Below are 26,379 nucleotides of genomic sequence, written 5' to 3' on the forward strand. Positions count from 1 at the left end.
AGAATGCGTTAACAGGGGGCCCTTCCTTACCCCAAGCCGAGCAGGGTGCGGAGGTGGCGCGGGGGCGGGCAGTCGTGGGCGAGCATCGCGTCGTGCCAGTCGCGCACCGACACCCCGGCCGGGCGCAGGGCGGCGATCCCGGCGATCTCGCTGTAGCCCACGAAGTAGGTGGAGAGCTGCGTCGAGGTGAGCAGCGCCCGCCGCCACTTGCCGGCCGCCTCGCCCTCCTCCTGGAAGCCCCGGCCCGTCATCAGCGCCATCGCCTCGGCCTCGGCCAGGTCGTCGCAGTGCACGAGCTGGTCGAGCAGGGCGTTGATGGTCATCCGTAGCTGCATCTTGAGCTGCTGCAACCGCACCGGCAGCCCGCCGTAGCCGAGACCGGCCATCAGCTCCTCGGTGTAGACGGCCCAGCCCTCGACGAACGGGCCGGACCTGGCGAGCGCCCGGACCCGGGTGGGGCCGACGTGCCGGCGGGCGTGGGCGAGCTGGAGGAAGTGCCCCGGCATCGCCTCGTGCACCGTCAGGTTGCGGATCATGTGATCGTTGTATTCGCGGTAGAACGACTCGACGCGGGCCGCCGGCCAGTCGGCCGGGGTCGGCGCGATGCAGTAGAACGTCGGCACGGGCGCGAGCTCCAGCGGGCCGGGCGAGTCGCAGTAGGCCACCGCCACGCCGCGGGCGAACTCCGGCATCTCCTGGATCACGCACGGGTCGTCGACCAGCGTCACCAGGTCGTGCGCCCGGACGAAGTCCGTCGCCTCGTCGAGGGTGACCGAGGCGAGGTCGACGATCGTGTGGTCGTCGGGGTGCTCGGCGGCCAGCAGGTCGAGCGCCCGGCGCACGGTCTCGTCGTCGGCCGGGCCGCCGACCAGCTCGACGGCCGCCTCGCGCAGCTCGGCGGTGACCCGGTCGAGGTTGGCCCAGGCCCGGCGCTGCACCTCGGCAGCCCCCAGCTCGGTGTCGAGGGTGTGCCACAGCCGGGCCTCCCAGCGCCGCCGGCCCAGCCTCGGGTCCCGCCCCGGGCCGGCGTCGGCGGCCAGCCCGGCGCGCAGCCACGCCACGAACTCCTCCAGCGCGGCGATCGCGGCCGTGGCGGCAGGCTCCACCCGGTCGTGCAGCCCCGGCTCCTCGGCGAGCAGCCGGGGCACCTCGTCGCGGACCAGCGCCGCCGCGCCGGTGAACTGCCCCACCGCCGTCTCGGCGTGCACCCGGGGCACGTCCCGCAGCGTCGCGCGCGCGGTCGCCAGCGCATCCGGTACGGCAGCGAGCCGCCCGGCCAGGCTGGTCAGCCGCACGTCGGCCGGGGCGAACGGGCGGGCGAGCAGGGCGTGCAGCAGCGGGGCCGGGTTGTGCCGCAGCGGGTCCCACTCGTGGTCACGGATCTCGTCGGCCTCGAACAGCTCCCGGTCGACCAGGGCGGTGAGCAGCGCGTGGTCGACGCTCTCGGCGGTGTCGAGGGAGTCGGGGTCGAGCTCGGAGAGCGCGTCGGCCGCGTCCTTCAGCATCGCCCGGTCGGCGGCGACCGCGTCGGCGGAGAGGTCGGGCAGGCGGTCGTCGTAGCGGTGGTCCCCGGCGGAGCTGGCCAGCCCGGGCCGGCTCTCCAGCAACGCCTCGACGATCCGCTCGGCGAGCGGCACGAACGCTTCCATGGCCCGAACCCTACCGACCACCCCCGACACCCGCCCCCGGTGAGATCTTGGTACGGATCGGCCCCCCTGGGGGCGCTCAGGTACCAGGATCTCGCCGGGTGGGGTCAGGGACGCCGGGGAGTGGTGCGCTCGGCGGCGCGGACCGCGTCGGCGTACGCCAGGGTGGTGCGGCGCAGGGCGGCCTCCGGGTCCAGGTCGGCGGCCCGGGCCGCCGCCACCGCGGCCAGCAGCTCCGCGCCGAGGCGCGCCTCCGGGTCGACCCGGGGCTCCACGCCGGCCGACGGGTCGACCCGCGCGCCGCCGGCCGGGGCGGGCGGCGCGTCGACGGCGGCCGGGGCGGGCTGCGCGTCGACGGTCGGCAGCGGGACCGTCAGGCCGGCGCGACCGGCGCGGTCGAGGATCTTGGCGGCCAGGGCGAGGGCGGGCAGGCTCGGCGCGATGCCGTCGAGCACGGAGTCGCGGGCCTTCTCCGCCCGCTTGATCCGCTCCCAGTTGGCGGTGATCTCGTCGAGCATCGTGGCCCGGTCGTCGGCGAAGACGTGCGGGTTGCGCCGGATCATCTTGTCCACCAGGCCGCCGGCCACGTCGTCGACGGTCCACCGCGCGCCGTCGGGCAGCTCCTCGGCCATCCGCGCGTGCAGCAGCACCTGGAGCAGCACATCGCCCAGCTCCTCGCGCAGCGAGTCGGTGTCGTCCGCGCCGATCGCGTCGTACGCCTCGTAGCACTCCTCGATCAGGTAGCCGGCGAGGCTGCGGTGCGTCTGCGCCCGCTTCCACGGGTCGCCGCCCGGCGAGGCCAGCCGGTCCATCACCTCGACCGCGTCGAGCAGCCGCGCGCCCGGCGGGTCCCACGAGCCGTACATCAGCTCCAGCTCGGCCAGGCCCGGCTCGCGGGCCAGCCGCAGGCCCAGCTCCCGGGCCAGCGACTCGTCGCCGGCGGGCCCGGCCAGCCAGACGACCGCGCCGTGCGCCGCCGCCGCGTGCAGCAGCGCCGGCACCGGCGGGCCGTCGGGCACGGTCACCTCGGCGCCCGCCGCGCGCACGGCCGCCGTCAGCCCGCTCTCCGCGCCGGCCAGCACCGGGTTGCCGCGTACGACGTCCCAGGCCGCCGCCGTCAGCAGCCCGACCGGCAGCCGGGGCGAGGTGACCAGCAGGACGACCCGGGCGGTCATGCCCCGGGCGCGGCCGGGCCGCTCGGCTCCGCCGCCGGCGCCTGCGGGGTGGAGATGTCGGTCACCGGGCCGTTCTCGTCGACGTACGGCAGCGAGTAGAAGACCAGCGACTGGCCGGTGCTGACCACCGACGGGACGCCGACCGGCCGGAACCGGGGGTTGATCGACGCCCCGGCCTTCTCGGCCTCCTGCTGGAGGGCGTTGCTGAGCGCCGTGGCGGCCCGCACGAAACCGCCCTGGCTGCCGGGGCCACCGCTCTCGCCGAACGCCTGCCGGACCTGCGCCACGGTCAGGCCGGGCTGGATCGCCCCGGTCTTGGCGATGGCCTGGTAGACGGCCATGACCGCCTCGTCGCTCACCTCGGCCGTGGGCAGCTTCGCGCCGAGCGCGCCGGAGATGTCCACCCACTCGCCCCAGAGCCGGACGTACTCGGTGGAGGCCGGCATCTGGAGCTGCTGCTCCAGTTGCTCCGGCTTGACCTCGTCGGCCACCGTGACACCCTGCTCGGCCACCACCCGCTTGCCCAGCTCGATGCTGACCAGCAGGTTGAGCACGTCCTGCCGGGTGACCGTGGAGCGCAGCTGCTCCGGCGACGGGGTGGCCCCGCCCTGCCCGGCCTGCGCCCGGATCGCGTCGGCGTACTTGGCCTGGGCTTCGTCGTAGATCTCGTTGACCCGGTCGACGGAGTATTCCGCGTCGCCGACGTACGCGGCGACGTCCGGCGCGGCCTTCCCGCACGCGGCGAGGGAGAGGACACCGAGGGCCGCGACGCTGGCGGCGGCGATGAGACGGCGAGCACGCATGACCGTCACTCTCTCATGCGCCCCCACCGGCGGTGACGCCGCCCACCACGCATCGCCGCCCCGGCCCCGCCGTCCGGCCCTGCCCACGCCCCCGCTCACCGGGCGCCCGCCCCGGCCGGCTGGGCCACCGGGGCCGGGTCGCCCAGCACGTCCTTGAGAAGCTGGGCGCACCACTCGAGCAGCGCCTGGTCGCGCAGCGGCTCGCCGCCGACCCGGCGGGTGCTCGGCCGGGGCACGCTGACCTGGTCGAGCGCCGACTTGTAGACCGAGTCGGGGTGGTAGCGCTTGAGCCGGAGCTGCTTGGAGTCGGGCAGCGGCAGCGGGCCGAACCGGAGGTGCCTGCCCTGCATGCTCACGTCGGTGAGGCCGTAGCGGCGGGCCAGCAGCCGGAACCGCGCGACCGCCACGAGGTTCTGCACCGGGGCGGGCGGCTCGCCGTAGCGGTCGGTCATCTCGGCGACCACCTCGCGCAGCCGGTCGGCGTCGCGGGCCTCGGCGAGCTTGCGGTACATCTCCAGGCGCAGCCGCTCCACGCCGACGTAGTCGTGCGGCAGGTGCGCGTCCACCGGGAGGTCGATCTTGACGTCGGTCTCCTCCTCGGGGCGCTCGCCCTTGAACGCCTGCACCGCCTCGCCGACCATCCGGACGTACAGGTCGAAGCCGACGCCCTCGATGTGGCCGGACTGCTCGCCGCCGAGCAGGTTGCCCGCGCCCCGGATCTCCAGGTCCTTCATCGCCACGTACATGCCCGCGCCCAGCTCGGTGTGCTGGGCGATGGTGGCCAGCCGCTCGTGGGCGTGCTCGGTGAGCGGCTTCTCCGGCGGGTAGAGGAAGTACGCGTACGCCCGCTCGCGGCCCCGGCCCACCCGGCCCCGGATCTGGTGCAGCTGGGCCAGGCCCAGCAGGTCGGCGCGCTCCACGATCAGCGTGTTGGCGTTGGGGATGTCGATGCCCGACTCCACGATCGTGGTGCAGACCAGGACGTCGAACTCCTTCTCCCAGAAGCCGACCATGACCTTCTCCAGGGCCTCCTCGCCCATCTGGCCGTGCGCCACCGCGACCCGGGCCTCCGGCACCAGCTCCCGGATCCTGCGCGCCGCCTTCTCGATCGACTCGACCCGGTTGTGCAGGTAGAACACCTGCCCGTCGCGGAGCAGCTCGCGGTGGATGGACGCGGCCACCTGCCGCTCGTCGTGCGCGCCGACGAAGGTGAGCACCGGGTGCCGCTCCTCCGGCGGGGTGGCGATCGTCGACATCTCCCGGATGCCGGTGATCGCCATCTCCAGGGTGCGCGGGATCGGGGTGGCCGACATGCTCAGCACGTCCACCGAGGCGCGCAGCGTCTTCAGGTGCTCCTTGTGCTCGACGCCGAAGCGCTGCTCCTCGTCGACGATGACCAGGCCGAGGGACTTGAACCGGGTCGCCGTCTGGAGCAGCCGGTGGGTGCCGATGACGATGTCGACGGTGCCGTCGGCGACCATCTCCAGCGTCCGTTCGGACTCCTTCGGGGTCTGGAAGCGGGAGAGCTGCCGGATCTGCACGGGGAACTGGCTCATCCGCTCGGCGAACGTGTTGTAGTGCTGCTGCACGAGCAGGGTGGTGGGCACCAGCACGGCCACCTGCTTGCCGTCCTGCACCGCCTTGAACGCCGCCCGCACCGCGATCTCGGTCTTGCCGTACCCGACGTCGCCGCAGATCAGCCGGTCCATCGGGACGGTCTGCTCCATGTCCCGCTTGACCTCCTCGATGGCGGCCAGCTGGTCCGGGGTCTCCTGCCAGGGGAACGCGTCCTCCAGCTCCCGCTGCCACGGGGAGTCCGGGGCGAACGCGTGCCCCCTGGACGCCTTGCGGGCGGCGTAGAGCTGGATGAGCTGGGCGGCGATCTCCCGCACCGCCTTGCGGGCGCGCGCCTTGGACTTCTGCCAGTCCGCCCCGCCCATCTTGTGCAGGGTGGGCTGCTCGCCGCCGACGTAGCGGGAGAGCTGGTCGAGCTGGTCGGTGGGGACGAACAGCCGGTCGCCGGGCTGGCCGCGCTTGCTGGCCGCGTACTCGATGACCAGGTATTCGCGGGACGCGCCGTTGACGGTGCGCTGCACCAGCTCGACGTACCGGCCGATGCCGTGCTGCTCGTGCACCACGTGGTCGCCGGCCTTCAGCTCCAGCGGGTCGATGGTGTTGCGCCGCCGGCTGGGCAGCTTGCGCATGTCGCGCGTCGAGGTGCCCCGGCCGCCGGTGACGTCGTTGCCGGTGAGCAGCACGAACCTCGCCGCCTCGGCGACGAAGCCGCCGGTGAGGCCGCCGCAGGTGACCAGCACCTCGCCGGGGGCGGGCGCGGCCGGCACCTGCTCGACGAACCGGGCGCCGAGGCCGGCGTCGCGCATCACCTCGACGGCCCGCTGGGCGGGGCCGTGGCCCTCGAAGACCAACGCGACCGACCAGCCGTCGCCGGCCCAGCGCTTGAGGTCCTCGGCCACCCGGTCGGTCTCGCCGTGGTAGAGCGGGGCCGGCTGGGCGGCCAGGGTCACCGCGATCGCGTCGTCGGGCGTGACGTCGACCTCGGTCGGCGCGTCCTCCCAGGGCTGCCGGGCGGGGGCCGCCGCGTCGGCGTCGGCCAGCCCGAACGGGGCGAGGGTCCACCAGGGCCGGCGCAGGGCGCGGGCGTGCGCGCGTACGTCGGCCAGGGTCCTGAAGGCGGCGGCCCCGAGGTCGACCGGGGCCTGGCCCCCGACGGCCGCCGCGGCCCAGCTCGCCTGGAGGAACTCCTCGGAGGTGCGCACCAGGTCGTGCGCCCGGGTGCGGATGCGCTCCGGGTCGCAGAGCAGCACGTGGGTGCCGGCCGGCATGCAGTCGAGCAGCAGCTCCAGGCTCTCGCCGCCGAGCAGCGCCGGGGTCAGCGACTCCATCCCCTCCACGGGAATGCCCTCGGCCAGCTTGTCGAGGATCTCGGCCAGCTCGGGGTGCTCGGCGGCCAGGGCGGCGGCCCGCCGCCGCACGGCCGGGGTGAGCAGCAGCTCCCGGCAGGGCGGGGCCCACAGCAGCGCGGCGGCCTCGATGGTGCGCTGGTCGGCCACGGCGAAGGTGCGGATCTCCTCCACCTCGTCGCCCCAGAACTCGACCCGGGACGGGTGCTCGTCGGTGGGCGGGAAGACGTCGAGGATGCCGCCGCGCACGGCGAACTCGCCGCGCTTGGTGACCAGGTCGACCCGGGCGTACGCCATGTCGGTGAGCCGGCGCGCGACCTCTTCGAGGTCGGCCTCGTCGCCGGCGGCCAGCCGCACCGGCTCCAGGTCGCCGAGGCCCTTGAGCTGCGGCTGGAGCAGGGACCGCACCGGCGCGACGACCACCCGCAGCGGCCCGGTGCGCCCGTGCGCGTCGGCGGCGTCGGGGTGCGCGAGCCGGCGCAGCACGGCCAGGCGGCGGCCGACCGTGTCGGAGCGGGGCGAGAGCCGCTCGTGCGGCAGCGTCTCCCAGGACGGGAAGACGGCGACCTGCTCGGCCGGGAGCAGGCTGCCCAGCGCCGAGGCCAGGTCGTCGGCCTCCCGGCTGGTGGCGGTCACCGCGAGCACGGGCCGCCCCGCACCTCCGGCGGGCCCGGCGGCGGCTCCCCGACCGGCGGTTCCCGGGTCGGCGGCGACGGCGGCGACGGCGAACGGGCGCAGCGCCGCCGGTGCGGTCAGGTCCAGCCCGTCGACCTGCGCGGCACCGGAGCGGGCCAGGTCACGCGCCCGGGCCAGCCCGGGGTCGGCCAGGGCGGCGGCGAAGAGTCCGGTGAGCAATCTGATCACTTCCCAGTGGCACGGTCACGGCACACGGCGGAGCCCCCGCGCCCGGTGGGGACGGGGGGTCGACAGCACCCCAGCCTATCCCCGCTTGACCGGCGACCGGGGCACGTGGTCGAGTCGGGGCGTGACGGGACGACGGCGGCTGGTCGAGTTGAGCCACGTGATCAGCGACGGCATGACCACGCTGCCCGGCTGGCCGACGCCCCGGGTCACCGAGTGGCTGACCCGGGAGGCGTCCCGGGCGAACTACGCCCCGGGCACGGAGTTCCAGGTCGGGCGGATCGAGATGATCGCCAACACCGGCACGTACGTGGACACGCCCGCGCACCGGTGGGCCGACGGGGCCGACCTCACCGGCGTCGGCCTGGACCGCCTCGCCGACCTGCCGGGGACCGTGGTCAAGGTGCCCGCCGGCACCCGCGCCGTGGACCGCCCGCTGCTCGCCCCGCACGAGGTGGCGGGGCGGGCGGTGCTGTTGCACACCGGCTGGTCCGCGCACTTCGGCACCGACCGCTACGCCGCCCCCGATGCGCCGTACCTGACCGGGGACGGCGCGGCGTGGCTGGTCGAGGCGGGTGCGGTCCTCGTCGGCATCGACTCGATCAACATCGACGACATGAGCCCGGCGGCCCGGGGCGAGCGTCCGGCGCACAGCGGCCTGCTGGCGGCCGGCGTCCCGATCGTGGAGCACCTGACCGGCCTGGACGCGCTGCCCACGACCGGCTTCCGGTTCACCGCCGCCCCGCCGATGGTGGCGGGAATGGGCACCTTCCCGGTCCGCGCCTTCGCCGTCCTCGCCGAATAGATCCCTCCCCGTCACCGGCGTCGCCCCACCGCTCTTCGCCGCCGCGACGGCAGGGCCGGCGAACCATCTCATCCGGGTCATATCGCCCCCTAGGCTGGCCCTGTGGAGGAGGAGCCGGACATCCCGGTGCGCGCGTGGCTGCCCCGCACCGCCGCGCTGCTGCTCGGCACCCTGGCGCTGGCCACGGCGTTCATCGCCGCCTATGTGGGGGCGCTGCACCACCCGACGCCGCGCGACGTGCCCGTCGGGGTGGTCCTCGGCGACCAGCGCGCCCAGGCGGTCATGGCCGCCGTGCGCCGCGAGACCGACAAGATCGAACCCGTCGAGTACGACGACCCGGCCGCCGCCGACGACGGGCTCACCGCCCGCGAGGTGTACGGCGTGCTCACCTCCACCCCCGAGGGCGGGCTGCGCCTCACCACCGCCAGCGCCGCCGCGCCCGCCGCCACCGAGGTGGTCGACCAGGTCCTCGCCGAGGCCGCCCGGCGGGGGAACCTGCCGCTCGCGGTCACCGACGAGGTGCCGGTGGAGCAGAGCGACCCGCGCGGTCTCGTCCCGTTCTACCTCGCGGTCGGGTACGTCCTCGGCGGCTACCTCGCCGCCACCGCGCTGGGCCTGCGCGCCGGCACCGCGCCCCGCAGCCTCGCCCGCGCCGGGCTGCGGATCGCCGCCCTCGCCGTGTACGCGGCGGTGCTCGGCGTGGCGGGCGCGCTCGTCGTCGGCCCGGCGCTGGGTGTCTGGCACCACGACGTGCCGGCCGTGGCGGCGGTCGGCGCGCTGGCCGTCTTCGCCGCCGCCATGATCGCCGCCGCCGTGCAGGGCTGGCTCGGGCTGCTCGGCACCGGGATCGTCATCCTGCTGCTCGTGGTGCTCGGCAACCCCGGCTCCGGCGGCATCTACGCCCCGGAGTTCCTGCCCACCTGGCTGCGCGGGATGCACCGGTGGAACGTGCCCGGGCTCACCACCGACCTGATCAAGTCGGCGGTGTACTTCGACCGCCGGTCGATGGGCTGGCCGCTGGCCGGGCTCGCCCTCTGGGTGGCGTTCGGCGTCGTGGGATTGCTCACGGCCACCCTCGTCCGGGGCCGGCGCGCCGCCGCCCGCCACGCGGCCGAAACGCCCCCGACCAGGGGCGATGCGCGCCCCACCGGGTGACTGCGGTAAGCAGGGGCCCCCTGTACATACAGAATGCGATAACAAGGGGCCCTTCCTTCCGAAGGGGGCGGCGCGGATACGATCCAGGGAGTCGGACAGCGCTGTCCTTCGTCCCCGGCGTAAGGAGCGCACCCGTGACCGACCAGCACGACCACGACGGCCCGGACGCCGCACTGCGGGCCGACATCCGCCGCCTCGGCACGCTGCTCGGGCAGACCCTCGCCCGGCAGGAGGGCCGCCCGCTGCTCGACCTGGTCGAGGAGATCCGGGCCCAGGTCCGCGCCGACGCCCCGGCCGCCGCGCAGCGCCTCGGTGGGCTGGACGTGACCACCGGCACGAAGCTCGCCCGTGCCTTCTCCACCTACTTCCACCTGGCCAACATCACCGAGCAGGTGCACCGGGCCCGCGACCTGCGCCGCCGCCGGGCGATCCAGGGCGGCTGGCTGGACCAGGCGGCCAAGATGATCGCCGAGCGCGGGGTGCCGGCCGAGGAGATCGCGGCGGCGGCCCGCCGGCTCGCCGTACGCCCGGTCTTCACCGCCCACCCGACCGAGGCGGCCCGCCGGTCGATCCTGTCGAAGCTGCGCGCCGTCGCCGACGAGCTGGACGCCGAGACGGCCAACGCGATCCTCTACGGCGCCAGCGACGAGGGGCCGGCCAACCGCCGCCTGGCCGAGCTGCTGGACCTGATGTGGCAGACCGACGAGCTGCGGCTCGACCGGCCGGACCCGACCGACGAGGCCCGCAACGCCATCTACTACCTGCGTGATCTCTACGCCGAGGCCGCCCCGCAGGTGCTCGACGACCTCGCCGACACGCTGCGCGCCCTGGGCGTGGAGACCTCCCCGACGGCCCGCCCGCTGACGTTCGGCACCTGGATCGGCGGCGACCGCGACGGCAACCCGTTCGTCACCCCGCAGGTCACCGGCGAGGTGCTGCGCATCCAGCACGAGCACGGCATCGCGGCCACCGAGGCGGCGATGGAGCACCTGATCAACGAGGTGTCCGTGTCCCGCCGGCTGCGCGGGGTGTCGCTGGACCTGTCGGCCAGCCTCGCCGCCGACCTGGACGCGCTGCCCGAGGTGGCCCCCCGGTTCCGCCGGGTCAACGCCGAGGAGCCCTACCGGCTGAAGGCCCGGTGCGTGAAGGCGAAGCTGGCCAACACCCGGGAGCGGCTGCGCCGGGGCACCCCGCACGTGCCGGGGCGCGACTACCAGGGCGCGGCGGAGCTGATCGCCGACCTGGATCTGCTGCGCGCCTCGCTGGCCCGCAACGCCGGCCAGCTCACCGCCGTCGGGCGGCTCGCCTCCACCATCCGCACCGTGTCGGCGTTCGGGCTGCACCTGGCGACGATGGACGTGCGGGAGCACGCCGAGAAGCACCACGAGGTGCTCACCCAGCTCTACGCGGCCGTCGGCGAGGTGGCCGACTACCCGGCGCTGACCCGCCTGGAGCGCACCAAGCTGCTCGCCGACGAGCTGACCGGCCGCCGGCCGCTGTCGACGCTGGACACGCCGCTGACCGAGAGCGCCCGCAAGACGTTCGACGTGTTCGCCACGATCCGCGAGGCGCAGGACCGGTTCGGCTCCGAGGTCATCGAGTCGTACATCATCTCGATGACCCTCGGCGTCGACGACGTGCTCGCGGCGGTGGTGCTGGCCCGCGAGGCCGGGCTGGTCGACGTGCACAGCGGCCGGGCCCGGATCGGTTTCGTGCCGCTGCTGGAGACCCCCGCCGAGCTGAACGCCGGCGGCGAGCTGCTCGACGAGCTGCTGTCGCTGCCGGCCTACCGGTCGCTGGTGGCGGCCCGGGGCGACGTGCAGGAGGTGATGCTGGGCTACTCCGACTCCAACAAGGAGGCGGGCATCACCACCAGTCAGTGGTCGATCCACCGGGCCCAGCGGGCGCTGCGGGACGTGGCCGCCCGGCACGGCGTGCACCTGCGGCTGTTCCACGGCCGGGGCGGCACCGTCGGGCGCGGCGGCGGCCCCACCCACGAGGCGATCCTGGCCCAGCCGTACGGCACGCTCGACGGCGCGATCAAGGTCACCGAGCAGGGCGAGGTCATCTCCGACAAGTACACGCTGCCGGCGCTGGCCCGGGAGAACCTGGAGCTGACCATGGCCGCCGTGCTCCAGGCGACCCTGCTGCACACCGCGCCCCGGCAGCCGGCCGAGCAGCTGGAGCGCTGGGACGCGTCGATGGACGTGATCTCCGACGCGGCGTTCCGGTCGTACCGGTCGCTGGTGGAGGATCCGGACCTGCCGGCCTACTTCTGGGCGTCCACCCCCACCGAGCTGCTGGGCGCGCTGAACATCGGCTCCCGCCCGGCGAAGCGGCCCAACACCGGGGCCGGCCTGTCCGGCCTGCGGGCCATCCCGTGGGTGTTCGGCTGGACGCAGACCCGGCAGATCGTCCCCGGCTGGTTCGGGGTCGGCTCGGGGCTGGCGGCGGCGCGTGAGGCCGGGCTGGAGGACGTGCTGGCCGAAATGCACCGCAACTGGCACTTCTTCGGCACGTTCCTGTCGAACGTCGAGATGATGCTGACCAAGACCGACCTCGGCATCGCCCGCCGGTACGTGGAGACCCTCGTGCCGAAGGGGCTGCACCCGATCTTCGCCAAGATCGAGCAGGAGTACGAGCTGACCAAGCGGGAGGTGCTGGCGGTCACCGCCTCGCCTGCCCTGCTGGAGAACTCGCCGGTGCTCCAGCGCACCCTCGCGGTGCGCGACACCTACCTGGAGCCGCTGCACCACCTCCAGGTGGCGCTGCTGCGGCAGTACCGCGACTCCGGCGCGGCGGGCCGGGCGGTGGCGACGGCCCCGGGCGGGCGGCGGGCCCCGAGCGACGGCACGGCGCTGGAGCGGGCGCTGCTCACCACGGTCAACGGCATCGCCGCCGGCATGCGCAACACCGGCTGAGGTGCAAGGAAGGGCCCCCTGTTAACGCATTCCGCATAGCAGGGGGCCCTTTTTAACGCCCGCCGGCAGGCGGGCCGGGCAGGCGGGAACGTCGGCGGGCCGGAGCGGCGTCAGAAGTCGCCGCCGCCGAAGTCACCGCCACCGAAATCGCCGCCACCGAAGTCACCACCGCCGAAATCGCCGCCGCCCGAGAAGTCGCCGGCGGTGCCGTAGTCGCCGCCGCCGAAGTCGCCCGCGGTGGCGTAGTCGCCGCCGCCGAAGTCACCCCCGAAGTCCGCGCCGTCGCCGAAGCCCTCCTGGTAGCCGGCCTCGTAGCCGGCGTCGGCGAACGCCGGGGAGAAGAGCGCGTCGGCGATCAGCATGCCGCCGAGCACGCCCGCGCCCGCACCGAGCGCCGTCTTCCACCACGGGGTCGAGTACCAGCCGGCCGGCACGGGGCGGCCCTGGTAGCGGCCGCCGGGGTAGTAGTAGGGCGTGCCCTGGCCGGGCTGCGGGCCGGCCCGGAAGGTCTGCCCCTGCACGTTGACCTCGCGCTCGCGGGTGAGCTGGCCGGTGCCCTGCGCGGAGGCCAGCGGCGGCAGCTCCGGGCCGGGGTCGATGCCCAGCGCGACGCGGGCCGCGCGCGCGTACGCCAGCCCCTCCAGGGCGGTCTCCCGGGCCAGCCGGTACTGGTGGACGGTGCGGGCCTGCTCCAGCTGGCTGCCCGCCGCGTTGTACCGCTCACCGGCGTCGACGAGGGCCTGCCGCACGGCCGGGGAGTCGCCGTGCAGGTTCATCACCTGGCCGCCGAGGCGCTCGTACCAGCGCTGGGCGTCGGCGCGCACGTCGGCCAGGCTGCGCGCCTCGCGGGCCGCGCTCTCCCGACGCCACCAGACGAGACCGCCGACGAGCAGCGCCACGAGGATGACCGCGAGCAGAAATTCCATGCCTTGAAAAGTACCCGGGGCGCGCCCGTCGTACGCGTTTGGCAAGCTCTGGTGATGAGCTTCTCGACGCTGGCCGTGGTGGTGCTCTGCCTCGGCGCGGGTGGCGCGCTGGGCTGGTTCGCGGCCCGGTCCCGGTCGGCGACGGAGATCGCCCGGCTGGAGGCCACCCTGGCCGCGACCCGGGAGGGCGAGGGGCGGCTGGAGCAGTCGATGCGCGCGCTGAGCTACGAGGCGACCGCGCAGTCGCAGGAGGCGGTGGCCCGGGCGGTGGCCCCGCTGCACGAGACGCTGCGCCGCTACGAGTCCCGGGTCGCCGAGCTGGAGCACGCCCGGGTCGACGCGTACGCCGAGCTGCGCGAGCAGGTCCGCGCGATGGGCGCGGTCTCCGGCGAGCTGCGCACCGAGACCAAGCAGCTCGTGGCGGCCCTGCGCGCGCCGCAGGTGCGGGGGCGCTGGGGCGAGCACCAGTTGCGCCGGATCGTCGAGGCCGCCGGCCTGCTGGAGCACTGCGACTTCGACGAGCAGGTCACCGCCGCGACGGACCACCAGGGGGTACGCCCCGACCTGGTGGTCCGGCTGCACAGTGGCCGCTCGGTGGTGGTGGACGCGAAGGCGCCCTTCGACGCGTACCTGACGGCGATGGAGGCCCGTGACGAGCGGGGCCGGGACACCCACCTCGACGCGCACGCGCGGCACCTGCGGGCGCACGTCGACGCGCTGGCGGCGAAGACGTACTGGGCGGCGTTCGACCAGACCCCGGAGTTCGTGGTGCTGTTCGTGCCGGCCGACCCGTTCCTCGACGTGGCGTTGCAGCGCGACCCGACGCTGCTGGAGCACGCGTTCGCCCGCAACGTGGTGCTGGCCACCCCGGCGACCCTGGTGGCGCTGCTGCGCACGGTGGCGTACTCGTGGCGGCAGGAGGCGCTGGCCCGCAACGCGGTGGCGGTGCACTCGCTGGCCCGCGAGCTGTACGGGCGGCTGTCCACGCTGGGCGACCACGTCGGCAAGCTGGGCGCGTCGCTGGGCGGGGCGGTGACCGCGTACAACCGGGCGGTCGGCTCGCTGGAGGCGCGGGTGCTGGTCAGCGCCCGCAAGCTCGCCGAGCTGGGCGTGTCGGACCGGGAGCTGGCCGCGCCGCCGCAGGTGGAGGTGGCACCTCGGCAGCCGCAGGCCCCCGAGCTGCTCGGCGGGGTCGAGGGGCCTGACCAGCGGCTCGACCGCCTCACCGGACCGTCCCCAGTGGACCCGTCGACCCGCCCTTGATAGCAGCACACATGTGACAATGCGCGCCTGTGCATGTCACGAAGTGGTCACAACGTACCGGCCGGTAGTGACACCGGACACAGCCAGCACAAAGGATTTCGCTCACGCGCGCCCTGTGACTTCAGGGCCCTGTTCTCTGGAGGAAAAGAGAACGTGAGCAGACCTCGAAACCTGGGCCGGCGCACCTCCGCCGGACTCTTCGCGTCGGTCGTGGCCGCCGGTGCCATGACCGGCCTCGGTGGCGCCGCGACCGCGAGCGCCGCCCCCGCCGCCGAACCGGAGGCTCCGCAGGCCACCGCCGTGGAGACGCTGGGCGCCCACGACGCCAAGCTGCTGAGCGAGGCCGAGGCGAAGCACGCCGAGACCGTCACCCTGATCGTCGCCACCGACAAGGGCGAGGCGAAGGACGTCGCGGACGCGGTGCGGCAGCTCGGCGGCACGGTGAGCCGGCGCTTCGACTCCATCGGCTACGTCCTGGCGAAGGTCCCCACCGCGAAGGTGCTCAGGGCCGCCACGCTTCCCGGCGTCGCCGCGGTCGACCTCGACGAGACCATCCAGCTCCCCGACCCGGCCCCGGAGGCCGCGCCGGCCGGCGCGAAGGCCGCCGCGCAGGGCGGGACCCTGGCCGGGCCGGGCGTCGACACCGGCGCGGTGAACCCGTACATGCCGACCCACGAGACCGGCGCGGAGGCGTTCAAGGCCGCGCACCCGGCGTGGGACGGCCGCGGCGTCACCATCGGCATCATGGACTCCGGTGTGGACCTCGACCACCCGGCGCTCCAGACCACCACCACCGGCGAGCGCAAGATCGTGGACTGGGTGACCGCCACGGACCCGCTGGAGGACGCCACCTGGCGCGCGATGGTCACCGAGGTCTCCGGCCCGAGCTTCACCGCGGGCGGCGCGACGTGGACGGCCCCGGCCGGCAGCTACCGGTTCAACACGTTCCGCGAGTCGATCACGGCGGCCAGCGACCCGGAGGGCGACGTCAACCGCGACGGCGACACCACCGACACCTTCGGCATCCTCTACGACCCCACGACCCACGACATCCGGGTCGACGCCAACGGCAACCGGGACTTCACCGACGACCCGGTGCTGCGCCCGTACAAGGAGAAGTTCCAGGTCGGACGCTTCGGCACGGACGACCCGGCCACCCCGGTCCGCGAGCAGATCCCGTTCGTCGTCGAATACCGCGAGGACGTCGACACGACGCCGGTCGGCGGCCCCGGCCTGGTCGACTACGTCAACATCGGCATCGTCGAGTCGACCCACGGCACGCACGTCGCCGGCATCACCGCCGCCAACGACATGCTGGGCAACAACGCGTTCGACGGGGCGGCCCCCGGCGCGAAGCTGGTCTCGGCCCGGGCCTGTTCCTGGGGCGGCGGCTGCACCGCCGCGGCGCTCACCACCGGCATGGCCGACCTGGTGATCAACCGCAGGGTCGACGTGGTCAACATGTCGATCGGCGGCCTGCCGGCGCTCAACGACGGCTCGAACGCCCGCTCCCAGCTCTACAACGAGCTGATCAACACGTACGGCGTGCAGCTGTTCATCTCGGCCGGCAACTCCGGCCCCGGGCTGAACACCGTCGGCGACCCGTCGGTGGCCGACAACGTGGTCAGCGTCGCGGCGAGCATCAGCAAGGACACCTGGCTGGCCAACTACGGCTCGGTCGTGCGCAAGGGCAACGCCCTGTTCAACTTCTCCTCGCGCGGCCCGCGTGAGGAGGGCGGCTTCAAGCCGAACATCGCGGCCCCCGGCTCGGCGATCTCCACTGCGCCGACCTGGCAGGCCGGCAACCCCGTGCCCGAGGCCGGCTACCCGCTGCCGCCGGGCTACCAGATGCTCAACGGCACCTCGATGGCCGCCCCGCAGGCCGCCGGCGCCGCCGCGCTGCTGCTGTCGGCCGCCAAGGCGACCGACAAGGGGGTCACCCCGGCCGCGCTGCGCCGGGCCGTCTACACCTCGGCCAAGCCCATCGCGGGCGTCGCGACGTACGCCCAGGGCTACGGCATGTTCGACGTGCCGGGCGCGTGGGCGCTGCTGGACAAGGGCGTGCAGACCCGGTCGTACGTCTCCGACGCGCCCGTCTGCACCGAGCTGTCGGCCAACCTGACCCGCTACGACAAGGCCACCGGGACGTTCGTGCCGAACCCGCACCGGGGCACCGGCGTCTACAACCGCTGCGCCCTGGCCCAGGGCGGGCAGCCGCTGAAGAAGTCCAAGACGTACGAGGTGAAGGTCACCCGCACCAGCGGCCCCAACAAGAGCCTGCTGCACACCGTGACGCTGCGCGGCAACGACGGCACCTTCAGCGCGCAGAAGCAGGTGTGGCTGCCGCTGAACAAGACCCTCACCATCCCGGTGAAGGCCAAGCCGAAGACCGCCGGGGCGCACGGCGCGCTCCTGGTGATCGACGACCCGGCCACCCCGGTGGTCGACTTCGAGGTCTCCACCGTCGTGGTGGCGGGCACCGACGTGGCGAAGCCGGCGTACTCCTTCTCGGCCGAGGGCTCGGTCGAGCGGAACAGCTCCACCTCGTACTTCGTGACGGTGCCGGCGGGCGCGGGCGCGATCCAGGTCAACCTGTCCGGCATCGCCACCGGCTCGCAGACCCGGTTCATCGCGATCAACCCGTACGGCGTGCCGGTGGAGAGCACCGCGAGCACCGCCTGCTACACCAACTTCTCCGACGCCGCCGCCTGCAAGCCGCAGGAGCGGGACTACCAGAAGCCGATCGCCGGGGTCTGGGAGTTCGAGGTGGAGTCGCGGCGCACGTCGCCCGCGCTGGACAACCCGTACCAGCTCCAGGTGCGGGTGCAGGGCGTCACGGTCTCGCCGGCCGTGGTCGAGCTCCCGTCGGTCACCGCCGGCGCACCGACCCAGGTCAGCTGGAGCCTGGCCAACGCCTTCGGCCCGGTCTCGGTGACCGGGCAGGGCGGCCCGCTGGCCAGCGTGCACGCCGAGCGGCCCACGATCGCCCAGGGCGCGCAGCAGGAATACCTGGTCGAGGTGCCGGCCGGCGCGGCCAGCTTCACGGCCCGCATCGGCAACACCGCCGACCTGGGCGCCGACCTGGACCTGTTCGTCTTCCGGGGCGACACCGAGGTCGGCCGCTCGGCCGACGGCGACTCGGAGGAGGCGGTGACGCTGACCAACCCGCCGGCCGGCACCTACCGCGTCCGGGTCGACGGGTACGCCGTCGACGGGCCGGGCACCAGCACCGCCTACGACTACCGGGACTCGTTCTCGGCGGCGTCGCTGGGCACGCTGACCGCTCCGGCCACCCCGCTCTCCCTGACCAACGGGGCCACCGCCGCCCTCACCGGCACGGTGACCGCACAGTCCGCCCCGGCCGCCGGTCGCGCCCTCTACGGCGACCTGGCCGTCACCACCACCGAAGGCGCGGTCGTCGGCCGCGGCTCGGTCTCGATCGGCGCGGTCAACTGAGCCGCGCCGCCTGACCACCCTCCGCCTCACCACAGGAGCCCGTCCCCGCCCCCGGCGGGGGCGGGCTCCTGTCGTCGGCCGCCGCCACACCGCCCGGGCCACCGCGCGCCGGCCGCCGCCGGGCAGCCCGCGCGGCTCGCGGGTCAGCCCCGGCGGGCGGACTCCACGACGAAGGGGATGCCCTGCTGGCAGGTGGTGAGCAGGTCGGGCTGGGCCCGGCCGGTGACCTCGACCTTGGCACCGGCGGCCAGCACGTCCGCGGGGCCGCCGACGAGCTGGTAGCCGTCCAGCAGGCGGCAGCCGGGCTCCACACCCGCCTCGACGGTGCCGGTGAGCGTGGTGGCACCGACGCCCGGCGGGACGCTGGGGCCGCCCGGCTTCGGCGGGAGGCTCGGGCGGCCCGGGGGCGTCGAGCCGGACGGGGCGACCGGGTCGGCCGGGTCGGCGCTGGGCGTGTCGGTCACCGCGGCTCCTCCGGAGGGGCTGGGGGCGGGGCTGCCGTCACCGGTGCCCTGGCCGCCGCAGGCGCTCAGGGCCGCGCAGGTGACCAGCGCGGCGACGATGGTCCGAGGAGTCTTCATGCCGATCAGACGCTGCCCGCCGCTGATCCGTTCCCCGGCCGCACGGCGCGGCACGGACCGGAGCGGGGCCGGGGCGGACCGGACCGGCACGGGCGGTCAGGCGCGGGCCGCGGCGGCGGCCTTCATGTCGCGCTTGAGCTCCTGCGGCAGCGAGAAGGTCAGCCGCTCGTTGGCGGTGACCACCTCGTCGACGTCGGTGAAGCCCCGCGCGGCGAGGTGCGCCAGGACCTCCTGGACCAGCTCGTCGGGGACGCTGGCCCCGGAGGTCAGGCCCACCGTGCGGGCCCCCTCCAGCCAGGCGTCGTCGATCTCGTGGGCGAAGTCGACGAGGTGGCCGGCGCGGGCCCCGGCGTCCAGGGCGACCTCGACCAGCCGGACCGAGTTCGAGGAGTTGCGCGAGCCGACGACGAGCACCACGTCGCAGTCGGGGGCGATCTCCTTGACCACGTGCTGCCGGTTGGAGGTGGCGTAGCAGATGTCGTCGCTGGGCGGCGACTGGAGCAGCGGCAGCCGGGACTTGAGCCGGGCCACGGTCTCCAGCGTCTCGTCGACCGACAGCGTGGTCTGGGAGAGCCACACCACCTTGCTCGGGTCCCGCACGGTGACCTTGTCGGCGTCGTCCGGGCCGTCGACGAGCTGGATGTGCGCGGGGGCCTCACCGGCGGTGCCGATGACCTCCTCGTGCCCCTCGTGACCGATCAGCAGGATGTCGTAGTCCTCCGCGGCGAACCGCTTGGCCTCCTGGTGCACCTTCGTCACCAGCGGGCAGGTGGCGTCGATGGCCTTCAGCGAGCGCGCCCGCGCCTGCTCGTAGACCTCCGGGGCGACGCCGTGGGCGGAGAAGATCACGGTGGCCCCCTCGGGCACCTCCTCGTTCTCCTCCACGAAGATCGCGCCCTTGGCCTCCAAGGTCTGCACCACGTGCTTGTTGTGCACGATCTGCTTGCGCACGTAGATCGGGGCGCCGTAGAGCTTGAGCGCCTCCTCGACGGTCTGCACCGCCCGGTCGACGCCCGCGCAGTAGCCGCGGGGCTTGGCCAGGAGCACGCGCTTGCCGGTCCGGGGAGTCGTCTCAGCCTGAGTCACCCGCCCATCGTACGTGCCGGGTCCGCCCCACCCCGGATGATCATGGGGTACGCGGATCGCCCCGCCGTCGGGGGTCGTCCGTAGGGTGGGGGCGTGAGTGCGGATGAGAGCGGGCGCAGCAGCTCCGACGAGCCGTGGCCGGTGCGGGTCGTCAGCCAGAAGGTCGGCGCGTGGATCGCCCGGCTCGGCTGGGTGTGGGTCGACGGGCAGGTGGCGCAGATCAGCCGGCGGCCCGGGGCCAGCACGGTCTTCCTCACCCTGCGCGACCCGTCGGCCGACCTGAGCCTCACGGTCACCACCAACCGGGACGTCCTCGACGCCGGGGCCCCCGAGCTGCGCGAGGGCGCGCGGGTGGTGCTGCACGCCAAGCCCGAGTTCTACGCCGCCCGGGGCACGCTGAGCCTGCGCGCCGACGAGATCCGCCAGGTGGGCCTCGGCGAGCTGCTGGCCCGGCTGGAGAAGCTCAAGAAGCTGCTGGCCGCCGAGGGGCTGTTCGACCGGGCCCGCAAGCGCCGGCTGCCGTTCCTGCCGGGCCGGATCGGGCTGATCACCGGCCGCGCCTCGGCCGCCGAGCGGGACGTGCTGACCAATGCCCAACGGCGCTGGCCGGCGGTCGAGTTCCGCACGGTCAACGTGGCCGTGCAGGGGCCGGGCGCGGTGCCGCAGATCGTCGACGCGCTGAAGGTCCTCGACGCCGACCCGGCCGTCGACGTGATCGTCATCGCCCGGGGCGGCGGCGGCATCGAGGACCTGCTGCCGTTCTCCGACGAGGCGCTGTGCCGGGCGGTCTTCGCCTGCCGCACCCCCGTGGTCAGCGCCATCGGCCACGAGACGGACGCGCCGCTGGTCGACTACGTCGCCGACGTGCGGGCCTCCACCCCGACGGACGCCGCGAAGCGGATCGTGCCCGACCTGGCCGAGGAGCTGCGCCTGATCCGGCAGGCCCGGCAGCGGGTGGAGCGCGCGGTCCGCAACCTGGTCGACCGGGAGGCGCACCGCCTCGACGGGCTGCGGTCCCGCCCGGTGCTGGCCCGGCCGCAGGTGATGGTGGAGCAGCGGGCCGCCGACGTGACCGCGCTGCGCCAGCGGGCGGGGCGCACCCTGCACCACCGGCTCGGCGCGGCCCAGGACGAGCTGCGGCACACCCTGGCCCGGCTGCGCGCCCTGTCCCCCGCCGCGACCCTGGAGCGGGGCTACGCGATCGTCCAGCGCGCCGACGGCCACGTGGTGCGGGCGGCCGGCGAGGTGGGCTCGGGCGACGCGCTGCGCGTCCGTCTCGCCGAGGGCGAGCTGGCCGCCACGGTCGACGGCTGAGCCGCGCGCGACCGCGGGGCGGGATGTGCTGGGATGGGACGGATGACTGACGACGAGAAGAACGCCGGGCCGGACGAGCGGCTCAGCTACGAGCAGGCCCGCGCCGAGCTGGCCACGGTGGTGGAGCGGCTGGAGACGGGCGGCACCTCGCTGGAGGAGTCGCTGGCGCTGTGGGAGCGCGGCGAGAAGCTGGCCGAGGTCTGCCAGCGCTGGCTCGACGGCGCGCGGGCCCGCATCGACGCGGCCCGGCGGCAGCCGGACGCCTGAGACCGGCGCGCGGCCGTCGAGGAGGCCCGGCGGCCGCGGGGCACGGCCGGCGGCCAGGGGGCACCGCCGCGGGGCGGCGCACCGCCGCCCCGACAGGCGTGCGCCGGCGTCAGTTGAACAGGTTGTACAGCTCGCTCGGGGCCTCGACGACCTGGTCGGCCGGCGGGCGCTGGGCGGCCGTGGCCGCGCCGTAGTCGGCGTACGTGATCCGGATGTCCTGGGCCTTGTTCTGCCCCGCCGCCGGGATCTGCACGACCAGCTCGCTGAGCCGGCCCTGCGGGTCCAGCTTGGCGGTGAACGGCACCGACTGGGCCTGCTGCCCGAGCGCCTTGATCAGCTCGGCGTTCAGCGAGCCGGCCTCGGCGGCCTTCGACACGTCGATGGTGCCCGCGTACGCGCCCTCGCCGGTCTGCCGCACCTCGGTGACGCCCTGGGTCAGCACCTCGCTGCCGGCCGGGTCGACCTTCTCGAAGTCGAAGCCCAGGTTGCGGTTGCCCTTGATCCGGCTCTGGTCGAGGTGCTGGTACTTGCCGAGGTTGAGGCCCTGCACGCCGGGCAGCTTGGCCGCCTGGCCGCCGAGGTCGAGCTTGACCCAGCTGTCCGGCTTGAGGTGCACCAGGTCGAGCTTCATCGAGACGTCCGAGGAGGCGTCGCCGATGCTCAGCTTGATCTGGGCGCTCTGGCTGGGCTGGTGCACCTGCCCCTCGGCGGTGGTGCCGACGCCGGTCATGGTGAACCGGAAGTTGCCGTTGCGGATCTCGTTCGTGGAGTTCAGCAGGGCCTGCTTGGCGTCGGCCGTGCCGGGCGAGGCGCTGCCGGGGGCCGCGCTGCCGGAGACCGTGGGGGACGCGGAGGCCCCCGACTCGCCGGTCCCGGTGCTGTCGCAGGCCGCCAGACCAGGAGTGAGCAGCGTCGCGGCGAAGACCGCCGCGCTGAAGCGTCGAATGGTCACGTGCACCTCTCCAAGTGGGTCGTCCGGTCCGCGTGGGCGCCGGAAGGGAACGTCTGCTTCCGTTCCCTTCTGTTCCCTGTCGCCGGGTTCCGCAATCCCCGCCCGGTCCGGCCGACCCGCCGTCCGTCGGTGGGGACGGCGGACGCCGCCCCCACCACGCCGGATCAGCCCTTGAACATCTCGTAGACGTCGTCGGAGGCCTCGACCACCAGGTTCGCCGGCGGCTGCGGCACGGCGGTGGCGGCACCGTAGTCGGCGTACGTGACCTTCAGGTCCTGTGCCTTGGCGGAGCCGGCGGCCGGCACCTTGACGAGGAACTCGACGAGCCGGCCCTGCGCGTCGAGCTTCGCGGTGAACGGCACGGCGCCGGCCTTGTCCGCCAGGCCCTTGACGATGTCGGCGTCGAGCACGTCCGAGTCGGTGACCTTGGTCGCGTCGAGGGTGCCCTCGTACGTGCCCTCGCCCGTCTTCCTGACGTCGGTGACCGCCTTGGTCAGCGCCTCGCTGCCGGCCGGGTCGACGTCGGAGAAGTCGAACTGGAGGTCCTTGGCGTCCTTGATCTTCGAGCGGTCGAGGTGCTGGTACTTGCCCTTGCGCTCCTTCGCGCCGGGGATCGCGTCGACCATCGGGCCCGTCAGGTCCAGCTTCACCCAGCTCTCGGTGTCGATGAAGACGAGGTGCATGTCCATCGAGAAGTCCTCGGTGGCGGCGTCGCCCCCGGTCATCTTCATCTCGGCGCTCTTCGACGGCATGTGCACCGTGCCGCTGCCGTCGAACTCGCCGCCGCTGATGGCGAAGGTGAAGTTGCCCTTGCTCAGCTCCCTGGTGGAGGCGAGCAGCGCCTCCTTGGGGTCGGCGGGCGCGGCCGGGGCGGCGGCCCCACCGGCGGCCGGCTCGGCGGCCGGCGAGTTGTTGCAGGCGGTCAGGCCGGGGACGAAAAGGGCGGCGGCGAGGACGCCGGCGCTCCACCGTCGAATGATCACGTCGTTCTCTTTCCGGAAAGGCTGCCCGGCCGTATCGCGCGGCCGGGGTCGAGCCGGGGCAGCCTAACGGAAAGGTCGGACGCTCGCCGTCCCCCGCCGACCCCGGCCCGCCGCCCCGATCGAATCACTTTCCGTGACAGCCGCCTCGTCGTCCAGGGCGAGCGGTCGAGCTGGACCACTCTGCGTGACGCGCGCTCGTCGGTGGCGCGGACCAGGTCGAGCCCGGAGTGCCGCTGCCGGGGACCGAACGGCACGGCAGCACAGCACGGCAGGCCAAGAGGGCCCGCGCACCGCGGACGGGCGCGACACGGCGCGGCGCTAGGTGGCGCGGTGTGGCGGGTGTGGCGCGGTGCCGTGGCCTGGCTAGCGCACCGCGTCGGCGAGCCGCCGCAGCTCGTTCTCCCGGGCGTCCCCGACGACGATCACCGTGCGGCCCGGTTCGAGCAGCACCAGGGCCTGCTCGTTGCCCCGGGCGGTGTAGCGCTGCCAGTTGCGCCCGCCCACCTCGGTCGGGCCCTGGGGTTGCCCCTCGGCCGTCAGCTCCGCCGGCAGCAGCCGCTCCGGCGGCACGTTGCTCTGCACCAGCTGGGCGCCCCGCCCCTCCGGGGTCAGGTAACCGATCCGCAGGTTCGACCCGCCCTCCACCGTGCGGTAGCTCGCGCTGACCGTCCGCCAGTCGTCGTCGAGCCCGGCCGGCTGGCTCACCGGGAACGCGTTGGCCGCCCGGGCCTGCTCCACGGCGGGGGCCGGGTCGACGGTGCTCGGCTGGTCGCCGCCGAGGAAGCCCCGGTAGAAGGCGAGCAGCAGGGCGATCGGGACGAGCAGGACCAGCAGGGAGATCGCCATGTCCTTCGGCGACCGCTCCGACCGGGCCTTCTCCCGACCGGGCGGGCCCGGTGTCGGCTGGCTCTGCGTCGCCGGGCCCGGTGTCGGCTCGCTCTGCGTCGGCTGGCTCGGCGTCGACGGCGTCGGCTCGGCGGGGCTGGGCTCGGCGGGCTGGGCGGGATCCACCCGGCCATTGTTCCAGCCCCGGGTCGCCCCGCCGCGAACCGCCACCGCGGGAGTGACCGGGGTGATACGTCCCACGCCCGGTTGCCGGGAAGGTGGCCACCAGCGCCCCGGCCCGGCGATAGGTTGATCAGCGTGTGAGGATCAGCGGCAGAGCCGGCGGCGGCGACGGCCGCAGGCCGCCGGTCCACCCCGCAACGTCGCGAGGAGGAGGCCGTCATGACGAGCACGAGGACGCGTACCCCCCAGGATCTCGACCGCAACCTCGCCCTCGACCTGGTCCGGGTCACCGAGGCGGCGGCGATGGCCGCCGGCCGGTGGGTCGGGCGGGGTGACAAGGAGGGCGGCGACGGGGCAGCCGTCGACGCCATGCGCAAGCTGATCAACTCGATCCCGATGCGGGGCGTCGTGGTGATCGGCGAGGGCGAGAAGGACAACGCGCCGATGCTCTTCAACGGCGAGGAGGTCGGCGACGGCACGGGCCCCGAGGTCGACGTCGCGGTCGACCCGATCGACGGCACCACCCTGATGAGCAAGGGCATGCCCAACGCGCTCGCCGTCCTCGCGGTGGCCGAGCGGGGGGCGATGTTCGACCCGAGCGCCGTCTTCTACATGGAGAAGCTGGCCGTCGGCCAGGCCTACGCCGACGTGGTCGACATCAACGCCGGGGTGGCCGAGAACCTGCGCCGGATCGCCAAGGTCAAGGGCACCGACGTGTCCGAGGTCACCGTCTGCGTGCTGGACCGGTCCCGCCACGACGACCTGGTCACCCAGATCCGCCGCACGGGGGCGGGCATCCGGTTCATCTCCGACGGCGACATCGCGGGCGCGATCGCCGCCGCCCGGGGCGAGTCGGACGTCGACGTGCTCATGGGCATCGGCGGCACCCCGGAGGGGATCACCGCCGCCTGCGCCCTCAAGTGCATGGGCGGCGTCATGCAGGCCAAGCTCTGGCCGCGCGACGCGCAGGAGCGGGAGAAGGCCCTCGCCGCCGGGCACGACCTGGACCGCGTGCTGTTCACCGACGACCTGGTCACCGGCGACAACTGCTTCTTCGTGGCGACCGGGGTCACCTCCGGCGACCTGCTGCGGGGCGTGAGCTACCGGGCCGGCGGGGCGTACACCCAGTCGATCGTCATGCGCTCGAAGAGCGGCACGATCCGGGTGATCGACTCGTACCACCGGCTGGAGAAGCTGGCGCTGTACTCGGCCGTCGACTTCGACGGCCGCCCGCTCGCCGAGCAGGAGTGACGGCCACCGGGACCGCGTCCCCGCCGACCCTGCCGACCGCCCGCCGGATCACGGGCGTCGGGTTGGCCACCGCTTCCGGGGTCGCCGTCGCCGTGCAGTCGCGGATCAACGGCGAGCTGGGCGTACGCCTGGCCGACGGGATCGCCGCCGCCGTGCTCTCGTTCGGCGTGGGCCTGCTGGTGCTGCTGGTGCTGGTGCCGGCCACCCCCGCCGGGCGGCGGGGCCTGGTCGCGCTGCGGGCGGGCCTGGCCGACGGTGCGCTGCGGCCGTGGCAGTGCCTCGGCGGCGCGTGCGGGGCGCTCTTCGTGGCCGCCCAGGGGCTGACCGTCGGCGCGCTCGGCGTGGCGGTGTTCACCGTGGCGGCGGTCGCCGGGCAGTCCGGCAGCAGCCTGCTGGTCGACCGGGCCGGGCTCGGCCCCGCCGGCCGGCAGCCGGTCACCCCGAACCGCCTGGTGGGCGCGGCGCTGACCGTGCTGGCCGTGGTGCTGGCCGTCGGCGGCCGGCTCGGCGACCCGGGCACGCTGGGCCTGGCGCTGCTGCCACTGCTGGCCGGGGTGGGCGTCGCCTGGCAGCAGGCGATGAACGGCCGGGTCCGGGCAACCACCGGCAGCGCCCTGGCCGCGACGCTCGTCAACTTCGCCGTCGGCACCGCGGTGCTGCTCGCCGCGTTCGTGGTGGAGGTGGCCGTCCGGGGCCTGCCGGGCGGCGGCCTCCCGGCCGAGCCGTGGCTCTACCTGGGCGGCCCGGTCGGCATCGTCTTCATCGCGGTGGCCGCCGCCGTCGTGCGGTTCACCGGGGTGCTGCTGCTCGGCCTGGCCACCATCGCCGGGCAGGTAGTCGGGGCCGCCCTGCTGGACGTGGCGCTGCCGACCACGGCGTCGCACCCGGGGGTGCACACGCTGCTGGGGGCCGCGCTCACCCTGTTCGCCGCGCTGCTGGCCGCCCTCGGCCCTCCGGCCCGGGGGTAAGGAAGGGCCCCCTGTTAACGCCTACGGTAGAGAGGGG

General features: G+C 74.5%; 19 protein-coding genes. 9 read left to right on the forward strand and 10 right to left on the reverse strand.

What is annotated here, in order from left to right:
- Positions 1-26 precede the first annotated feature (26 nt).
- The 4 genes from HDA31_RS24550 to mfd form a co-directional block, all read right to left on the reverse strand.
- On the reverse strand, positions 27-1,649 hold the full coding sequence (locus tag HDA31_RS24550; protein WP_178063397.1) for a DUF885 domain-containing protein: 1,623 nt from the start codon (positions 1,647-1,649) through the stop codon (positions 27-29).
- A 104-nt stretch (positions 1,650-1,753) separates the two neighbouring features.
- Complete coding sequence (locus HDA31_RS24555) at positions 1,754-2,821, reverse strand: nucleoside triphosphate pyrophosphohydrolase (RefSeq protein ID WP_178063396.1); 1,068 nt, start codon at positions 2,819-2,821, stop codon at positions 1,754-1,756.
- Positions 2,818-3,624 carry a SurA N-terminal domain-containing protein gene (locus HDA31_RS24560; RefSeq protein WP_178063395.1) on the reverse strand — a complete coding sequence of 269 codons (807 nt, stop codon included), beginning with the start codon at positions 3,622-3,624 and terminating at the stop codon, positions 2,818-2,820. The genes HDA31_RS24555 and HDA31_RS24560 overlap by 4 nt, the downstream gene beginning before the upstream one ends.
- Before the next feature lie 95 nt (positions 3,625-3,719).
- On the reverse strand, positions 3,720-7,400 hold the full coding sequence (gene mfd, locus HDA31_RS24565) for a transcription-repair coupling factor (RefSeq protein ID WP_178063394.1): 3,681 nt from the start codon (positions 7,398-7,400) through the stop codon (positions 3,720-3,722).
- Positions 7,401-7,494: 94 nt separating this feature from the next.
- Between mfd and HDA31_RS24570 the strand changes: the two genes are divergently transcribed.
- The 3 genes from HDA31_RS24570 to ppc all read left to right on the forward strand — a co-directional run bounded on the left by HDA31_RS24570 (position 7,495) and on the right by ppc (position 12,287).
- Positions 7,495-8,211, forward strand: coding sequence for a cyclase family protein (locus HDA31_RS24570; RefSeq protein WP_246384400.1), 717 nt, complete (start codon positions 7,495-7,497; stop codon positions 8,209-8,211).
- A gap of 102 nt (positions 8,212-8,313) precedes the next feature.
- Positions 8,314-9,366, forward strand: a complete 1,053-nt coding sequence (locus HDA31_RS24575; RefSeq protein WP_178063393.1) for a hypothetical protein — start codon at positions 8,314-8,316, stop codon at positions 9,364-9,366.
- A 134-nt stretch (positions 9,367-9,500) separates the two neighbouring features.
- The gene (ppc, locus tag HDA31_RS24580) at positions 9,501-12,287 is read left to right on the forward strand and encodes a phosphoenolpyruvate carboxylase (RefSeq protein ID WP_178063392.1); all 2,787 of its coding nucleotides are present in this window, start codon (positions 9,501-9,503) and stop codon (positions 12,285-12,287) included.
- A gap of 110 nt (positions 12,288-12,397) precedes the next feature.
- Here the strand turns inward: ppc and HDA31_RS24585 are convergent, their stop codons facing one another.
- Positions 12,398-13,213 (reverse strand): hypothetical protein, encoded by an 816-nt coding sequence (locus HDA31_RS24585; RefSeq protein ID WP_178063391.1) that lies wholly within the window; start codon positions 13,211-13,213, stop codon positions 12,398-12,400.
- A 54-nt stretch (positions 13,214-13,267) separates the two neighbouring features.
- On the opposite strand from HDA31_RS24585, the gene HDA31_RS24590 reads away from it, so the two are divergent.
- Positions 13,268-14,476 (forward strand): DNA recombination protein RmuC, encoded by a 1,209-nt coding sequence (locus HDA31_RS24590; protein ID WP_246384397.1) that lies wholly within the window; start codon positions 13,268-13,270, stop codon positions 14,474-14,476.
- Between the two features lie 153 nt (positions 14,477-14,629).
- Positions 14,630-17,932, forward strand: coding sequence for a S8 family serine peptidase (locus HDA31_RS24595; protein WP_178063390.1), 3,303 nt, complete (start codon positions 14,630-14,632; stop codon positions 17,930-17,932).
- Between the two features lie 143 nt (positions 17,933-18,075).
- On the opposite strand, the gene HDA31_RS24600 is transcribed toward HDA31_RS24595, so the two are convergent.
- Together HDA31_RS24600 and HDA31_RS24605 are read right to left on the reverse strand one after the other, a co-directional pair.
- The gene (locus HDA31_RS24600) at positions 18,076-18,513 is read right to left on the reverse strand and encodes a hypothetical protein (protein WP_178063389.1); all 438 of its coding nucleotides are present in this window, start codon (positions 18,511-18,513) and stop codon (positions 18,076-18,078) included.
- A gap of 96 nt (positions 18,514-18,609) precedes the next feature.
- Positions 18,610-19,599 carry a 4-hydroxy-3-methylbut-2-enyl diphosphate reductase gene (locus HDA31_RS24605; protein WP_178063388.1) on the reverse strand — a complete coding sequence of 330 codons (990 nt, stop codon included), beginning with the start codon at positions 19,597-19,599 and terminating at the stop codon, positions 18,610-18,612.
- 93 nt (positions 19,600-19,692) lie between these two features.
- On the opposite strand from HDA31_RS24605, the gene xseA reads away from it, so the two are divergent.
- Both xseA and HDA31_RS24615 read left to right on the forward strand, forming a co-directional pair.
- Complete coding sequence (gene xseA / locus HDA31_RS24610; RefSeq protein WP_074476685.1) at positions 19,693-20,913, forward strand: exodeoxyribonuclease VII large subunit; 1,221 nt, start codon at positions 19,693-19,695, stop codon at positions 20,911-20,913.
- A gap of 42 nt (positions 20,914-20,955) precedes the next feature.
- Positions 20,956-21,180, forward strand: coding sequence for an exodeoxyribonuclease VII small subunit (locus HDA31_RS24615; RefSeq protein WP_178063387.1), 225 nt, complete (start codon positions 20,956-20,958; stop codon positions 21,178-21,180).
- Positions 21,181-21,289: 109 nt separating this feature from the next.
- On the opposite strand, the gene HDA31_RS24620 is transcribed toward HDA31_RS24615, so the two are convergent.
- The 3 genes from HDA31_RS24620 to HDA31_RS24630 form a co-directional block, all read right to left on the reverse strand.
- Entirely contained in the window at positions 21,290-22,132 is an 843-nt protein-coding gene (locus HDA31_RS24620) for a hypothetical protein (protein WP_178063386.1), read from the reverse strand.
- A 164-nt stretch (positions 22,133-22,296) separates the two neighbouring features.
- Positions 22,297-23,115: a hypothetical protein gene (locus tag HDA31_RS24625; protein WP_246384394.1), complete on the reverse strand. Its 819-nt coding sequence runs from the start codon at positions 23,113-23,115 to the stop codon at positions 22,297-22,299.
- A 363-nt stretch (positions 23,116-23,478) separates the two neighbouring features.
- Entirely contained in the window at positions 23,479-24,126 is a 648-nt protein-coding gene (locus tag HDA31_RS24630; protein ID WP_178063385.1) for a DUF4245 domain-containing protein, read from the reverse strand.
- A 216-nt stretch (positions 24,127-24,342) separates the two neighbouring features.
- On the opposite strand from HDA31_RS24630, the gene glpX reads away from it, so the two are divergent.
- On the forward strand, positions 24,343-25,374 hold the full coding sequence (gene glpX / locus HDA31_RS24635) for a class II fructose-bisphosphatase (protein ID WP_178063384.1): 1,032 nt from the start codon (positions 24,343-24,345) through the stop codon (positions 25,372-25,374).
- Positions 25,371-26,342, forward strand: a complete 972-nt coding sequence (locus HDA31_RS24640) for a DMT family transporter (RefSeq protein WP_074476690.1) — start codon at positions 25,371-25,373, stop codon at positions 26,340-26,342. The genes glpX and HDA31_RS24640 overlap by 4 nt, the downstream gene beginning before the upstream one ends.
- Positions 26,343-26,379: the final 37 nt, after the last annotated feature.

It is taken from the genome of Micromonospora carbonacea (genome assembly GCF_014205165.1).
Lineage (GTDB): Bacteria > Actinomycetota > Actinomycetes > Mycobacteriales > Micromonosporaceae > Micromonospora > Micromonospora carbonacea.

Excerpts from the sequence above, each read along its gene's own strand:
- glpX (WP_178063384.1), top strand. The coding sequence starts at position 24,343 with ATGACGAGCACGAGGACGCGTACCCCCCAGGATCTCGACCGCAACCTC.
- HDA31_RS24600 (WP_178063389.1), bottom strand. The coding sequence starts at position 18,513 with ATGAAGACTCCTCGGACCATCGTCGCCGCGCTGGTCACCTGCGCGGCC.
- HDA31_RS24585 (WP_178063391.1), bottom strand. The coding sequence starts at position 13,213 with ATGGAATTTCTGCTCGCGGTCATCCTCGTGGCGCTGCTCGTCGGCGGT.
- HDA31_RS24560 (WP_178063395.1), bottom strand. The coding sequence starts at position 3,624 with ATGCGTGCTCGCCGTCTCATCGCCGCCGCCAGCGTCGCGGCCCTCGGT.
- HDA31_RS24550 (WP_178063397.1), bottom strand. The coding sequence starts at position 1,649 with ATGGAAGCGTTCGTGCCGCTCGCCGAGCGGATCGTCGAGGCGTTGCTG.
- HDA31_RS24590 (WP_246384397.1), top strand. The coding sequence starts at position 13,268 with ATGAGCTTCTCGACGCTGGCCGTGGTGGTGCTCTGCCTCGGCGCGGGT.
- HDA31_RS24615 (WP_178063387.1), top strand. The coding sequence starts at position 20,956 with ATGACTGACGACGAGAAGAACGCCGGGCCGGACGAGCGGCTCAGCTAC.
- HDA31_RS24555 (WP_178063396.1), bottom strand. The coding sequence starts at position 2,821 with ATGACCGCCCGGGTCGTCCTGCTGGTCACCTCGCCCCGGCTGCCGGTC.